Annotated in this window: 7 protein-coding genes; 4 read left to right on the top strand and 3 right to left on the bottom strand. The window is 42.8% G+C overall.

The genetic code is table 11. The features are described 5' to 3' along the window. Positions 1-93 precede the first annotated feature (93 nt). On the bottom strand, positions 94-738 hold the full coding sequence (locus BQ7394_RS02365) for a porin family protein (protein WP_075555904.1): 645 nt from the start codon (positions 736-738) through the stop codon (positions 94-96). 305 nt (positions 739-1,043) lie between these two features. Next, the gene (locus BQ7394_RS25550; protein WP_139317668.1) at positions 1,044-4,952 is read right to left on the bottom strand and encodes a DUF6383 domain-containing protein; all 3,909 of its coding nucleotides are present in this window, start codon (positions 4,950-4,952) and stop codon (positions 1,044-1,046) included. A 1,178-nt stretch (positions 4,953-6,130) separates the two neighbouring features. Here BQ7394_RS25550 and dnaE point away from each other — a divergent pair. Both dnaE and trxA read left to right on the top strand, forming a co-directional pair. After that, complete coding sequence (dnaE, locus tag BQ7394_RS02355; RefSeq protein ID WP_075555902.1) at positions 6,131-9,934, top strand: DNA polymerase III subunit alpha; 3,804 nt, start codon at positions 6,131-6,133, stop codon at positions 9,932-9,934. Between the two features lie 73 nt (positions 9,935-10,007). Continuing rightward, a complete protein-coding gene (gene trxA, locus BQ7394_RS02350; protein WP_075555901.1) occupies positions 10,008-10,322 on the top strand; it encodes a thioredoxin in 315 nt (104 codons plus the stop codon). On the opposite strand, the gene mnmD is transcribed toward trxA, so the two are convergent. Continuing rightward, positions 10,323-10,988 carry a tRNA (5-methylaminomethyl-2-thiouridine)(34)-methyltransferase MnmC2 gene (mnmD, locus tag BQ7394_RS02345; RefSeq protein ID WP_075555900.1) on the bottom strand — a complete coding sequence of 222 codons (666 nt, stop codon included), beginning with the start codon at positions 10,986-10,988 and terminating at the stop codon, positions 10,323-10,325. A gap of 81 nt (positions 10,989-11,069) precedes the next feature. On the opposite strand from mnmD, the gene BQ7394_RS02340 reads away from it, so the two are divergent. Together BQ7394_RS02340 and BQ7394_RS02335 are read left to right on the top strand one after the other, a co-directional pair. After that, positions 11,070-13,460: a TonB-dependent receptor gene (locus BQ7394_RS02340; RefSeq protein WP_075555899.1), complete on the top strand. Its 2,391-nt coding sequence runs from the start codon at positions 11,070-11,072 to the stop codon at positions 13,458-13,460. A 110-nt stretch (positions 13,461-13,570) separates the two neighbouring features. After that, a complete protein-coding gene (locus BQ7394_RS02335; protein WP_075555898.1) occupies positions 13,571-16,237 on the top strand; it encodes an ATP-binding protein in 2,667 nt (888 codons plus the stop codon). The last annotated feature ends 4 nt before the right edge of the window (positions 16,238-16,241 follow it).

The raw sequence follows: 16,241 nt of genomic DNA, 5'->3' as shown, positions 1-16,241 counted from the left end.
ATAATATTCGGCTTGCAAAGGTACGGCTTTTCTTCGAAATACAAAATATTTGTACATCTTTTTCATTATGAACCGCTAAGAGAGATAGGATACTTATTTGCGGAAATAATAGCCGAGAGAGAAAGTTACGTTATTTTGATAAAGAGACGATTCACCAACGTGTTTCGACGTACGACGGTCGAGCGTTCCGCAAAGGGCGGATACGGAGAAGAAGAAATTAGAATATTCGACCTGCAAACCAAGGTTTACTCCCAGGTCAAAGGTTTTAAGGTCTGCTTCGCCGGACTGACCGAAAACGATATCGGTATTTACATTTTCCTTTGTTTTCATCTTCCCAAACAGGGAGAAATCGACAGCCGGACCGGCCATCACGCTGAAATAGACATCGGTAAACTGAAATGTATAGACCAGATTTACAGGTACCAGAATAGAATAGTAGTTACATTTAGTCTTGGGATAAGCCAGTTCAGGACTTTCTCCGTCCGAGATTTTGGATAGATAATTACCACCTTGATTCACAAAAGCGACTTCCGGCTGCAATGACAATTTCTTATATAAAGGAATCTGAGCCAACCCGGCCACACTGAATCCGAAACGGGCTCCCGATTGATAATTATTATCTATTTTCTGCACCAGTGACGAATAAGCTAAACCGCCACGTACTCCCCAAGTGATCTGTGCGCCAGCCGGCACAATCATCAACATCACCAATATTATTACCAATCCGATCCTTTTCATACTAAATGCTCTTTTCTACCGAACAAAGATAGTTTTTTTTTCTAATGATGATACTTATTCTATGAATTTAACGTATGATTCAATTACTGAAGAGTTCAAGACATACACTGACAAATAAAGCCACCCCGACCCTAAGGCCGAGGCGACTTACTTTTTGTCTGTTTTTGCTCTTCACAGAGATCGAACAGAAGAACTTTATTTCATTACTTTAGTATTAATACTGACCGCTCATTCACCCTCACGGGATACTTGGCTCATAACAGAACCGCGCAGTCAATTTAAATTTATTGATTATAAATAGTTTCTTATTTAACGATTGCCTTAACAGCAGCTTCGCCTTCTACAGCTACTACAACTACACCCTGAGGAGCAGCGATTGTAGCGTTGTCAGAAGAAAGAACTGTGTTAGCGATTGTCTGACCAAGTACGTTGCTGATAGTAACTTTCCTACCCTGTGCACCGCTGATTGTGACATAACCTTCATTAGCAATTACGCTTACTGAAGATGCGTTAATACTTTCGTTAGCAACCGGATTAGAATGTTCTGCAGCCAGATCAAACTTGTCACCAGCTTCGTAACCCTTAGCAACAACTACTACACCATTGATGTTCTTCAAATAACCGTTGTTAGATACATCCGGACGTTTGCCATTAGCTACATAAGCATCATAATCGTAGTAGCCAGTCTGAATCTTGAATGAACCATCTGATTCATGGTTGATCGGATTGATATACTGGAATGCGAACTTAGCTGTATTGAAAGCACTTGTGCTCAAATCGATTACATCAGAAGTCTTTCCACTCTTCTTATAGTTCTTGTCTGTGATATACAGTTTATCACCTGTACGGAAACCATATACGAATCCTAACTTAGCAAAGTTTTCACCTGCTTCACCTACATTGATATACTTATTAGTATGGATAGCACCCTTTGTATAAGCAATATAAGCAGTGTCAACCAAGTTAACCAGGAAGCGACCGTATGTTGTATCCGGATGAACTGCCGGGTGACCAGGGATTGTACATTCCTGTTCAGGTACATACTTCGGATTAACAACCAACAGATACTGGTAGCGGCTGTTATGACCACGGTTCACATAAGCTGTATCTACATACAAAGCAGGAGCCATATCTTTCAATTGAGCTTTATTACCCAGATTCAGGAATTCACCGTTTTCATACATCTGATCATATTCGTTTTCCTGACGGAAGATACGGATCGTATCGCCCATATTCTTCAAACGATATTCAGGAGCTGCAACTAACTGAAGATCGAACAGGTCGTTAGAATTTACTTGTTCGTAAGCAGCTTCAACTTCTACAGCACCCTGTTTAGTTGTAGTTGCGCCATACAGCTTCTTGTTCAGATCCATTGCAAATGATTTGTTATCATTCTGAGATACACCGACCAGATTATACAGACCATTCTGTTTTTCTTTCAAAACAAAGCGGTAAGCTTTACCCAGATCTTTAGAAGTTGCATAACTCTTAGAATCCTTATCGCAGATCATAGACAGGATATCCAAAGTCTGAGGATTTTCATAAGTCAGATATTCGTCGTTAGCAGCATTCTGCAAAGCGTAGCTAATGATAGCCAATGTATCATTATAAGTCTGATATCTGCCTTTAGCATCATAATAACCCACCTTAGTGATCTGATAGATAGAATCTGTCGGAGTTTTCAAAGTACCAAATGAACCGTAAGTAGCCTTTTCAGTCAGCGGAACCAGTTTCCAGGTAGCTGCACCTTCCAATTCTTTTGTCAAGCCCAGCAGGTGTTTGCCTGAATGGTTTTCTGTAACATAGAAGTTAGTTTCTTCTGTAGAAGCAACAGCCAAACGATATTGATTATCCTGTACATCCAGTGCTTTGAAGTTTGCATAACCATCCATCTGAACAGTGTTGTTATCCAATTCGGAAGCAGCAGAAGGAGTGATAACCAATGTATCACGTGAAACAGTTGAGAATCCGAACGGATTGCGACCTGTATAGCTTACAGCGTATTTGTCGTTACCCAGTGAATACATGTCTTTCACATTTATCACTTCCTGTGATTCACGATTTGTAAATGTAAAGGCATAAGCATCAGCTTTCTTCGTTGCAGTATTCTTTACACCATTTGTAGCTGTTACAGCCCATTGTCCTTCCGGTTTGTTGAATAAGAACTTGCTAGCCTGTACAGCAGCAACATCACCATCTTCATCCATTGCCAACACTTTATTGTTTACTTTGGCATTTTTAGAGATGAATGTCATATTTACATACTTATAGTTCAACGGATTGTTTGCTTCATCTGTTGTCAAAACAAATGCATCGCTACCGAAGCTTGCATAAACCAATACACCAACCTGAGACGGTGAGGTCTTACCGGCAGACAAGAAATAACCTTCGTCATTATTGTATGAAATAACGCTATAAGTGTTTGTGTTAGTTGCAGGAGCTACACCATGTACTTGAATAGAGCTGATTTCATTCAGATCTGCAGCACTATGGTTGACAGAGAAAGTATATGCAATCTGTTTTCTTACAGCATAAGCAGCATCACCAGATTTAGAGTTCATGATAGTCTTCATATCATCTACAGAGATTGTCTTGAATTTGAAACCACCATTTACTCCGTTGAACTCTGTAATACCTTCAACAGACCATTTTTCATCCTGGTTCAGATTCAGTACAATAATACCTTCATCATTTGCCAACATGTAAGATGTTACATTATCCGTTGATTTATAAGATTCAAAACCTGTAACTTTTGTTCCTTCCATCTTCGGCTTAACAACTTTCAACTTACCCAGGAACGGATTACCCTGCAAATCAGTTACTCCTTCTTTCTTGTTTGCCAAAGTCATTGTGAAACCGTCACCTAATTTCTTAACTAAAGTACCAGCTGTGTAAGCGGTTGATGCGGCTTTGTGGAAAGAGAAGTAAGCAGGATTTGTATTAGCAACTCCAGATCCAATAATAGTTGTACTTGCAAATTCTGTAGCAAAAAAGCCTAATGCTGTATTACTTGTAATAACCTTTTCACCGGCAGCATTTACAAAATAATACAAATTACCACCGTTACTTCCATTAGGTACAGCTACAATACGAAACTCCTGAATATTAGCCAACTCAAGTACCTGTCCTGATGCATTTACAAAGCGATATACATTTTCTTTACCATTTACAGCTTCTGCTGTCCAATAAGCATTCTCACCAGCTGCTGTTTCTGTAAGAGCTGCTCCACTTGCTTTAGAGAGGTATTTATTTGCAGCAACAGTGTTAGAATTACCACCATCTGCTCTATGAATCATAAATGTTTCACCTTCAGCAAAGGGAACACCATCACCATAGTTTGTTGCATCCGGTTGAGCCGTAGATGTCACAGCACTACTGCTAGTAATATCAGTTGCAACTCCATTTGTTACTAAAGAGCTTGTTCCATCGACTACAACAAATAATTTAGTACCATTTTGCTCTATTTTAGCACCATTAGTTCCCAAAGTAACTGCATAAGATCCTGAATGGGCTATACCTGAAACTTTCACATCAGGATTTGCAGCTAAAGAAATTACGCCTTCTGCATCTACATTCCATAGATATTGAGACGGTTCATAACCCAAGAACAAAAGATCTTTAGCAGTGCTACAGTCTACAATCGAAGCCGTTTTACCATCCTTAGATGCTACTAAATACTTATTTGTTTCAATTGAAATAGGCTGTGCTTCTATATTTTTAAGCACAGGGGTAGTAATCATGTAGCAGTAAACGGCTTTCTCTGATGTTGAATTTGCAACAGCACCGCCCTTGATATCCAAATAATTACCAGACGCACCTGTAACAAGAGTTCCTTTTGGATCAGTAGCTGCAGCCAAAGCTGGCGATAAAGTAGAGGCAGCGCCATAAGACCAAACTGTAGCCGCATAATTTAGACCTCTCGTACCGTCATTTGCCCAAACAAGAGTTGTTTTAGCTCCACCAACTTCCCAAAGAAAGGCTTGCAAATCACTTTCCGACGTAGCATTCGTAATATCAGCCAAACTTAACGTCCCAGAACCAACAGTTAAAACTTTAGCCACAGAACCATCTCCTGGTATTTCCTTATTAACAATGATCACTTGATCATTATCAGCAAGATCAGCACCCTTCACCAACACCACACCGGCCTCCGCCGTGAATGTTGCACCGGCAGCCAGAAAGACTGCCATAAGTGTAGAAAACTTTTTGTTCATAATTTAAAATTTAATATTAATAATAGTGTTACTTAAAAAGCCTGTTTCAGAGAGGATGTTTCAACCTTGCCTATTGCTAAATGACTAGCTAAAACGTTCCTTTTTTCTCGTCATTCATTGGAAGGAGAGAAGAGTTAGTTGTCAAAAACCAAATTTTCGTACTCATTTTAGTATTCTGTTGATAAGAAAGTATATACAGTTGGAAATTATTTTTTGTTTTTAATTGTGGATTCAAAACTTATCAGTAATTTTGCTGACGAGAAAAAAGGAACGTTTTCACTAGTCATTGATTTTTCCTATATATTCTTTATATATCAAAGCCTTCACCCTATTTTATCAATTATAATATACTCGTTCGCTCCTCACCTCCCCTTTTTATTATATATAATAATGTATAAGCACACGTTTCTCCTTAAAGCGATGCAACAACCAGAGCTTTTACCGACCATTCTGCCATTATTTCCGCCTTACAATGCGTTCTTACAACTCAGCCTTCACCTTTCACACGCATTATATCTTACTATTTTACAATCTATTACAGTGACACCACACTGTTTTTTTGCTTTCACCTCCGGCTTCACCCCCGTCTTTGTCGTTTTTCTATCCTAACTTTACATCAGGAGGGGAAAAAGGCCCTCTTGCCCCCCAGTCTTTCCTGCTCAAAAGAATTAAGCAATTAGCAAAGGAAAACTAAAGTTTTACATCATGACAAATAATTCCTTTTCTCCTTACTTTTATAAAATAAAGGCTAGCCTTACGTAAATGCAAAGCATGCCTTGCTAATATGTAAGGCATACCTTACCTTTTCGAAACACAAGCCTTACAAATATAAAAGTAAGGAGGAAAAATATTAAATATCAGGAGCCGGAGGCTTCATCTTCCTGTGCCAGAGCCTTAGTTGCGGGCAAAGGCCGGGAAAGAGCGACCGGATCGGCCGGTCGATACAAAGATCAGGAGGACATTTTGGGCTTTCATAGAGACGTGTCACCGGATAATGCTAACACTCAAGCTGTTGTAAGGCGTGACAGGTGACACGTGATGCGTGAATAAATATACAGACGTGAGAAAACTTTCGAACAGGATAGTTAAAGGCATATCTGTTTTAGAGATTGAGGCACTCGTTTCCAAACAAAAATAGTACCTTTGTTAGATCAAAATAAAAAGTTTTTCAATCATATATGGAACCATTTATACATCTACACGTACACACCCAGTACTCGTTACTGGATGGTCAAGCCTCTATTGATGCGTTGATCGACAAAGCGCAAAAAGACGGCATGAACGCAATAGCCGTTACCGACCACGGTAACATGTTCGGTATAAAAGAGTTCTTCAACAAGGTTTCCAAAAAGAACGGGAAGCCGCTCGGTGCTATCAAAGATCTGGAAAAAGAACAGAAAGCACTCAAAGGGAAAGAAGAACTTACTGCCGAAGAACAGGCACGCCTGGGAGAGATCCCGGCTTTAATAGATGCTGAAAAGAAAAAAATATTCAAACCCATTATAGGCTGCGAATGCTATTGCGCCCGCAACGGCCGGCATAATAAAAGCCTCAAGGAAGACCGTAGCGGTTACCACCTGATCGTATTGGCAAAGAACATGAACGGTTATAAGAACCTGATCAAGATGGTATCTATTTCGTGGACCGAAGGTTTCTACGGACGTCCGCGTATCGACCACGAATTGCTCGAAAAATACCATGAAGATCTGATCATCTGTTCGGCCTGCCTGGGAGGAGAGATTCCACAGCACATCATGCACGGCCAGATCGACAAGGCGGAAGAGTCTATCAAATGGTTTAAAAATCTGTTTGGCGAAGATTATTACCTGGAAATGCAACGGCACGAAACACACGACCCGAATGCCGACTGTACCACCTATCCCAAACAGCAGGAAGTCAACAAGGTAATGATCGAACTCGCACACAAACATAACGTCAAGCTGATCGCCACCAACGACGTCCATTTCGTAAACGCAGAAGACGCCGAGGCACACGACCGCCTGATCTGCCTGAGTACCGGAAAAGACCTCGACGACCCGACCCGTATGCGCTATTCCAAACAGGAATGGATGAAAACGACAGCCGAAATGAATACCATCTTTGCCGATATACCGGAGGCCCTCAGCAACACGCTCGAGATTGCCGACAAAGTGGAGTTCTACTCGATCGACAGCGGCCCTATCATGCCGACCTTCGCTATTCCCGAAGAGTTCGGAACGGAAGAGTCATACCGCGAAAAGTTATCCGAACAGGAGTTGTTCGATGAGTTTACCCGCGATGAGAACGGGAATGTGGTACTGAGCGAAGAAGATGCAAAAGACAAGATAAAGAAACTGGGCGGATACGATAAACTCTACCGTATCAAGTTGGAAGCCGACTATCTGAAGAAACTGACTTACGACGGAGCCAGAGAATGCTATGGTGAAGATCTGTCGGAAGAAGTAAGGGAACGTCTGGATTTCGAGTTGCACATTATGAAGACAATGGGTTTCCCCGGATACTTCCTTATTGTGCAGGACTTTATTAAAGCAGCCCGCGAAGAGCTGGGTGTATCGGTAGGTCCGGGACGTGGTTCGGCTGCCGGTTCGGCAGTGGCTTACTGTCTGGGGATCACCAAGATCGACCCGATCAAGTACGACTTGCTGTTCGAACGTTTCCTGAATCCCGACCGTATCTCCCTCCCCGATATCGATACCGACTTCGATGATGACGGACGCGGCGAGGTGTTGCGCTGGGTAACGGAGAAATACGGAGCCGACCGGGTAGCACATATTATTACGTATGGCACAATGGCAACCAAATCGGCTATCAAGGACGTTGCCCGCGTGCAGAAACTACCGCTTTCCGAATCTAACCGCCTGGCCAAGCTGGTGCCGGATAAGATTCCGGATATGAAGAAGTTTAAGTTGAAAGATGCCATCAATTACGTACCCGAACTGCGCGAAGCGGCCACCGGAAGCGATCCGCTGGCACGCGATACCTTGAAATATGCACAGATGCTGGAAGGTAACGTGCGTAATACGGGTGTACATGCCTGTGGTGTAATTATCGGACGGTATGATATATCCGACGTCGTTCCGGTAAGTACCGCAAAAGATAAAGAAACCGGCGAAGAGATGCTGGTTACCCAATATGAAGGTTCTGTAATCGAGGAAACCGGACTGATCAAGATGGACTTCCTGGGACTGAAAACCTTGTCCATCATCAAAGAAGCCATCGAAAATATCCGTCTGACGACCGGACACGAGCTCGATATCGACCATATCAGCCTGGAAGATCCGAAAACATACGAATTGTATTGCACCGGAAAAACAACCGGGACATTCCAGTTCGAGTCCGCCGGTATGCAAAAGTACCTGAAAGAGCTGCAACCTTCCAAGTTTGAAGACCTGATCGCCATGAATGCCCTGTATCGTCCGGGGCCTATGGATTATATACCCGACTTTATCGACCGTAAGCACGGGCGTAAACCGATCGAGTATGATATCGCCGTCATGGAAAAATACCTGAAAGACACCTACGGCATTACAGTCTATCAGGAACAGGTCATGCTTCTGTCGCGTCTGTTGGCAAACTTCACCCGTGGTGAGAGTGATGCCCTGCGTAAGGCGATGGGTAAGAAGTTGATCGACAAGATGAACCACCTGAAATCGAAGTTTATGGCAGGTGGCCAGGCAAACGGTTATGAAGCGAAGACACTTGAAAAGATCTGGTCCGACTGGGAAAAGTTTGCTTCTTATGCATTCAACAAAAGTCACGCCACCTGCTACTCGTGGGTCGCTTACCAGACCGCATTCCTCAAAGCGAACTATCCGTCCGAATACATGGCAGCCGTACTGAGCCGAAGTTTGTCCAATATCGTGGATATCACGAAGTTTATGGATGAATGTAAAGCGATGGGGATACAGGTATTGGGGCCTGATGTGAACGAATCTATCCTGAAGTTCAGCGTCGATAAAAACAAGAATATTCGTTTCGGACTGGGAGCCGTGAAAGGTGTCGGCGAGTCGGCCGTACTGAATATCATTGAAGAACGGAAGAAAAACGGACCGTATAAGAACATTTTCGACTTTGTTGAACGCGTCAACCTGACATCGTGCAATAAGAAGAACATCGAATCATTGGCTTTGGCGGGTGCATTCGACAACTTCGGCATCCAGCGCGAACAGTTCTTTGCCGAAACAGGCAAAGGTGAACTCTTCCTGGATACGCTGGTACGCTATGGTAATAAGTTCCAGATGGATAAAAGTTCTGCCGCCAACTCTTTATTTGGTGGCGACGATCTATTGGTAGCCATTACCAAACCGGAAATTCCGGTTTGCCAGCGTTGGAGCGACCTGGAACGTTTGAATAAGGAAAAGGAACTGGTAGGTATCTATCTCTCCGCTCACCCGCTGGACGAATATCGCATCGTATTAACCTATGTATGCAATACGGGAATGGCAGAGATCAACGACCGGGAAAGCCTGAAAGGGCGCGAAATACTACTGGGCGGTATCGTTACCGACTTCCGTGAGGGAATGACCAAGACAGGCAAGCCTTATGGAGTGGTTAAAATTGAAGACTTTACCGGCAGTGGGGAGATTGCTTTATTCGGTAACAACTATATAGAATACAGTAAATATTGCAAACTGGGTATGTATCTGCTCATCAATGCCCGCGTAGAGCCCCGACGTTGGAATGAGAATGAACTCGATTTCAATATCGGTTCGATCCGTTTGTTGCAGGATGAAAAAGACAAGCTGATCGAAAAGATCAGTATCACCTTGCCGATCCACGACCTCGACGAGCCTACAGTCAATGAATTATCGGTGTTGATCAAAAACAATCCGGGACAGAGCTTGTTATATTTTAGAGTGGTTGATGGCGAACATAACATTTCACAAAATTTCTTTTCGCAGAATATCCGGCTGAATGTAACCGGTAAGTTAGTGGAATTCCTGCAGGAGAACGAAAATATTGATTTCAAAATTAACGGCTAAAGTTGTACGGTGTAGAAAGAATTAGTACTTTTGACACCTCGAAAAGGGAACAATTTAAATTAGATATATAATTATGGCACTAGAAGTTACAGATGCAAATTTTGAGGAGTTGGTAAACTCAGGCAAGCCCATGGTCGTTGATTTTTGGGCAGAATGGTGCGGTCCTTGCCGTATGGTAAGTCCGATCATCGATGAATTGGCCACTGAATATGAAGGCAAAGTTACAATCGGAAAAATGGACGTTGACAACAACAATGACGTAGTTGCTCAGTTCGGTATCCGTAATATCCCGACTGTATTGTTCTTCAAAGACGGAAAGTTGGTAGACAAACAGGTAGGTGCAGCACAGAAACCTGCGTTTGTTGCAAAGATCGACGCACTTTTATAATTACTTCATAGCGCGGAGCATTTCGCGCTTTCCCGGGGGGCCGGGTATTCTTTCAACAGAATACCCGGCCTCTTGCATCATACGACGTACTACTCCTTTGGCACAGTAAGTGGTGAGAATTCCTCCATCTGTCATACGTGCATATAATCTGTTGAATATTTCCTGGTTCCACATTTCCGGCTGCTTATCAGGTGCGAAGGCATCGAAATAAACGAGGTCTATTCCCTCGGGAAGTTCGCAACTGTTATTATCACCCTGTATCTTATGCAATGTAAACCGCCCGGTGATATTTGCCGGCTCGTTCCATACGGCTGCATGCAGGGAGTCGAACAAGTCCTTCTTTTCAGGACAAATCACTATCCCGTAATTCAAAGCCTGTACAAGCTCCGGTTCAAGCGGATACAGTTCTATGGAATAATAGTTTACATGGCAGTCATTCTCTTCCGCATCCAGGAGCGTAAGAAAGGCATTCAGCCCTGTTCCGAAACCAATTTCAAAAACGGTAATATCCTTCTTGGACAAATGATGCAATCCAGCCTCTATAAATACGTGGCGCGACTCCTGCACCGCCCCGTTCACCGAGTGATAATGCTCGTCCATCTCCGGGATAAACAGGGTATGACTACCGTCTGCAGTCTGTTGTAGTTCTCGATTAATATATGTCATTTCTACTTGACTACTTAATTACTGATTCGTATTAATATCGCAAAGGTAGAAAAAATATTATCTTTGTAAAAAAACAGGCTGATGTACTGGAAAATCATTTGCTTCATAATATTCTCCGTTATTTACCCGCAAGTAATAACGGCTCAAAAAAGTTATTCCATAAAAGGAATCGTAAAAGAAACGGTTAGTGGCGAACCGATCCCTTATGCTACTGTCCTGATATGGAACACCACCCAGGGTACAGCTACCGACTCCATCGGAAATTTTGAGATAACAGGGGTTAGTCCTGGTAGTTACCGACTTCAGGCCTCTTTTATCGGCTACAAACCGACTGTAACAGCTGAGTTCCGTGTAGCTAATAAAGATGTCTATTTTCAGATCGAACTCGAAACTGCCAGCGAAAGCTTACAGGAAGTAAACATAGTAGCCTCTCCTTTCCGTAAAACGGCAGAAAGTCCGTTGGGATTACGTGTCATCGGTTTCAAGGAGATAGAGAAGAGTGCCGGGGGTAACCGGGATATCTCACGCGTAGTACAATCATTTCCCGGAGTGGCTTCCACGGCAGCCTTCCGAAACGACCTGATGGTAAGAGGTGGCGGTCCGTCCGAAAACCGTTTCTTTTTGGATGGAGTCGAAATACCGAATATCAACCATTTCTCTACACAAGGGGCTTCCGGAGGACCGGTAGGAATCATCAATCCGGATTTTGTACGCGAAGTAAACTTCTATTCGGCCGCATTCCCCGCCGCCAGAGGGAATGCTCTTAGTTCTGTGTTAGATTTTAAGTTGCAGGATGGGAATAAAGAAAAGTTTTCTCTGCGGGGTACGCTCGGAGCCTCTGATGTAGGCGTATCGGCCAATGGCCCGTTAGGAGAGAAAACGACCTATCAGGTGTCTGTGCGCCGTTCATATCTGCAATTCCTGTTCGATATGATCGGTTTACCTTTTCTTCCGACTTTCACGGATGCTCAATTCAAGATCAAACATGCTTTCGACAAGAAGAATGAACTGACATTTATAGGACTAGGTGCGATCGACGATATGAAACTAAATACCGGAATGAAGGATATGAGCGAAAAGAACCAGTATATCCTTGCCTACCTGCCGGTTGTAAAACAGAAGACATATACGTTGGGTGCCGTCTACAAGCATTATACGAGGCGTAATATCTACTCTCTGATCGTCAGCCGTAGCCAGATGAACAATAAAAACATAAAATATCGCGATAACGATGAAAGCTCACCGGCCAACCTCACCCTGAATTACCGGTCGGATGAAATTGAAAATAAATTCCGCACTGAAAATATCTTCCGCCTGCCTTATATACAACTGCATGTAGGGGGGAATATCGATTATTCGGAATATACGAACAATACATTCCAGAAACAATTCACCACCATTCCGAAAGAAATCAATTATCAGACGGATCTGGGACTCTGGAAATGGGGATTATACGCTACGGCTATCTATGAAAGCGTGAACGAACGTTTTACCGCTTCACTGGGGCTCCGGACGGATGCCAATGATTATTCATCGAAAATGAATAATATATTCGACCAGCTATCCCCACGTCTATCGCTATCGTACCGGTTGGCAGGAGACATGTATCTGAATGCCAACCTGGGACGTTACTACGAATTGCCTCCTTACACCGTGATGGGATTCAAAGACAATAACGGGGAGTATATAAATAAAGCCAACGAACTGCAATACATCCGTAGCGACCAGGCCGGATTAGGACTGGAATACCGCCCTTCATCCTACCTTAAATTTACGGCTGAAGGATTTTATAAACACTATAACTATTACCCGATGTCGGTTATCGACAGTATCCCCCTGGCTTCCAAAGGGACAGACTACGGTGTACTGGGGAACGAGGCTGTCACCTCCACCGCCACCGGACGTGCCTACGGCGTGGAACTGATGGGGCGTTGGTATAATTATAAGGGCCTTACATTCATCGCTTCTTATACTTATGTCCGCAGTGAATACAAAGACGGAAGAAATACTGGTAAATATATACCCTCCGCATGGGACAACAAGCATCTTCTCACTTTCAGCGGTACTTATTCACTCCCTAAAAACTGGGATGTGGGAGCAAAACTGAGGGTAGTAGGCGGTGCACCTTATACTCCCTACGATGTCGAAAAAAGTAGTTATGTAAATGCATGGGATGCCAGTGGCAGCCTCTACTACGATTACAGCCGCTTCAACAGTGAGCGTCTGAAACCGTTCACCCAACTGGACCTGCGTATCGACAAAACATTTTATCTGAAAAATATAATGTTGGGGTTCTATATCGACATACAGAATGTGCTTAATTCCAAGTACAAAGAACAGGATGTCTATATTAAAACAGGGAAAATACTCAATCCGGAAGCTCCACTGGATAAGCAACAGTATGAATTAAAACCAATAGAACGCATGACCGGAACATTATTGCCCAGCATAGGAATCATGATCGAAATATAATACCCTTGATTATCTTCTGTTTTTATTAACCATAGTTCTGCAATAGATAGCAAATTATTCCTATTTTTGTAGCCGGGAAAACAGATAATAATTTGCCTGAGGAAAAGTCAATGCATAAAGCAGTTCTAATAAATATTATACACCACATACAAACTCTATTCATACTTGTATGCCTGATGTGGTCTGTCCCGACGCTAGCAGAAGAAGTCCATCCGATTCTCATTATCAGTTCTTATAACCCGGATACCCGGAACACCACACAGAACATTTCCGAATTCATGGAAGAATATAAACGGCTGGGAGGTACCGCCCCCGTTATTATAGAGAACATGAACTGTAAAAGTTTGCCGGAAGCTCCCCTATGGAAAGGGAAAATGAAGGCCCTGCTCAATAAGTACAAAAATGAGAATACCCCACAGATCACCATCATTCTCGGACAGGAGGCCTGGTCTTCCTATTTATCGCAAGAGAAGCCTGTTTTAAAAGGTATTCCTATCTTATGTGGAATGGTGAGTAGCAATGCGGTCATATTGCCGGATTCAAGTGTGACACTCTCCGATTGGGACCCTGAAAGCATCGATATACAAGACCAAATCAGTAAGGAACATTTCTTGTCGGGATTCCTTTATACGTATGATGTTAACAGGAATATCCAACTGATCAGAAATCTTTACCCCTCCACCGAACACATAGCATTGGTAACAGACAACAGTTATGGCGGTATTGCCCTGCAAGCCCTGGTGAAAAAAGATTTAAAATCATTCCCTGACCTGGATCTTATTTTATTGGATGGCCGGAAAAATAATATATATACCATTATTGAGCAAATCAAGCAGCTTCCCAGGGAAACAGCTATCATGCTCGGAACCTGGCGCGTCGACGTGAACGATGGTTATTATGTAGGCAATGCTACATACACCATGATGTCGAGTAACCCGAATTTACCGGCATTCACCCTGACCTCCACCGGATTAAGTCACTGGGCGATCGGTGGGTATATTCCTCAATACAGGCCTATCGGAAAAGACCTGGCTAAACAGGCTATCGATATCCTGACCGGTAAAGTGCAACAAAAAGATTTGCGTGCGATAAATATCCCCAATGCCTATACTTTCGATGCACGAAAACTGAAAGAGTTCAATATCGACAAGAACATACTCCCGGAAGATTCTATCCTGATCAATACGGAAGGAAACTTGTTTGTAAAATACAGGTTTGAAATCTTATTGATCATCGCCTGCATATTGCTAGTTTTCCTTTTGATGATCCTTCTTTTCCTGTTCAGAACCAACAGACTGAAAGACAAGCTAATGGACCTTCAAAAAGACAACGAGATCATTATGAACAACATTCAGGCCTCCATCCGTTTCATCAAGCCCGACTATTCCGTGAAATGGGAAAATGAGATCAAAATGTTATGTGTCCCCAAATACGGTCCGAAAAATTGCTGTATTGTAAAAGACGGCCAAAAGCCTTATTGTGAGAATTGCGTATTGATCTCAGCAATGGAAAATAAAACGCCTTTCGACATAGTAAAAGAATGCGAACCGGGCAAATATATACATACCCTTGCCAATCCGATCATCGATTCGAATAACAGCTTATTGGGAGTTATTTTCAAGAAAGAGGATGTCACCAAACAGAAGTTGGCGGAAAACGAATTACGTTTGGCTAAAGAAAAAGCGGAGGAATCCGATCATCTGAAATCTGCCTTCCTAGCCAATATGAGTCACGAGATCCGTACACCGCTCAACGCTATCGTCGGTTTCTCCGGACTACTGGCTATGACTGAAGAGAGTGAGGAACGTGAGGAATACATCAACATTATCAATAACAACAATGAACTGTTGCTGCAATTGATCAACGATATCCTCGACCTCTCAAAGATAGAAGCCAACACGCTCGAGTTTGTTTATTCTGATATCGATATCAATCAGCTGTTATGCGATATCGAACAAACATCACGTCTGAAAGCTGCCGACGGTGTACAGGTTTCATTCGTCGAGAAACTGCCTCATTGCATTATCCGAACAGACAAAAACCGCTTGTCGCAAGTAATAACCAACTTTATTAATAATGCTATCAAATTTACCAAGGAAGGTAGCATACGCTTCGGGTACAAGCACAAAGAAAATCAGCTGATTTTCTTTGTCTCAGACACTGGTTGCGGTATAGACAAAAAAATAAAAGACAGCGTATTCCAACGCTTTGTCAAACTGGATAGCTTCGCACAGGGTACAGGACTCGGTCTGTCTATCAGCCAGATGATCGTGCAGAAGCTGGGTGGTGAGATCGGTGTGGAGTCTGAGATTGGACAAGGGTCTACTTTCTGGTTTACATTACCCGACACGGTTATAGAAGAATCACACACAGCTCCCGTTAGCTCCAACAAGGTAGAAATAAATACAGAGAACCAGACAGATAAGAAAGCCTCCACTTTATTGATCGCAGAAGATAACGAAAGTAATTATACCCTGATCAAAGCTATTCTGAAAGACTATAACCTGCTACATGCATGGAATGGTCAGGAAGCCGTAGATTTATACCGTAAATATCATCCGGACATGATTCTCATGGATCTTAAGATGCCTATTATGGACGGATATCAGGCTACCCAGGAAATACGTAAAGACAATACGATTATCCCGATCATTGCCGTTACCGCTTTTGCTTTTGCCGAAGATGAACAACGGGTCAGCCATAGCGGATTCAATGGTTACGTAGCAAAACCGATCAAACCGAATGATCTGAAAAAGAAAATTACAGATCTTTTGTAACAGG

The organism is Parabacteroides timonensis (genome assembly GCF_900128505.1).
Taxonomy (GTDB): Bacteria; Bacteroidota; Bacteroidia; order Bacteroidales; family Tannerellaceae; genus Parabacteroides; species Parabacteroides timonensis.
This window is presented reverse-complemented; position numbering and strand designations above follow the sequence as displayed.

What these genes read in the sequence shown, in the direction of transcription:
- BQ7394_RS02365 (WP_075555904.1), bottom strand. Translation starts at nt 738, where the DNA reads ATGAAAAGGATCGGATTGGTAATAATATTGGTGATGTTGATGATTGTG.
- BQ7394_RS25550 (WP_139317668.1), bottom strand. Translation starts at nt 4,952, where the DNA reads ATGAACAAAAAGTTTTCTACACTTATGGCAGTCTTTCTGGCTGCCGGT.
- dnaE (WP_075555902.1), top strand. Translation starts at nt 6,131, where the DNA reads ATGGAACCATTTATACATCTACACGTACACACCCAGTACTCGTTACTG.
- trxA (WP_075555901.1), top strand. Translation starts at nt 10,008, where the DNA reads ATGGCACTAGAAGTTACAGATGCAAATTTTGAGGAGTTGGTAAACTCA.
- mnmD (WP_075555900.1), bottom strand. Translation starts at nt 10,988, where the DNA reads ATGACATATATTAATCGAGAACTACAACAGACTGCAGACGGTAGTCAT.
- BQ7394_RS02340 (WP_075555899.1), top strand. Translation starts at nt 11,070, where the DNA reads ATGTACTGGAAAATCATTTGCTTCATAATATTCTCCGTTATTTACCCG.
- BQ7394_RS02335 (WP_075555898.1), top strand. Translation starts at nt 13,571, where the DNA reads ATGCATAAAGCAGTTCTAATAAATATTATACACCACATACAAACTCTA.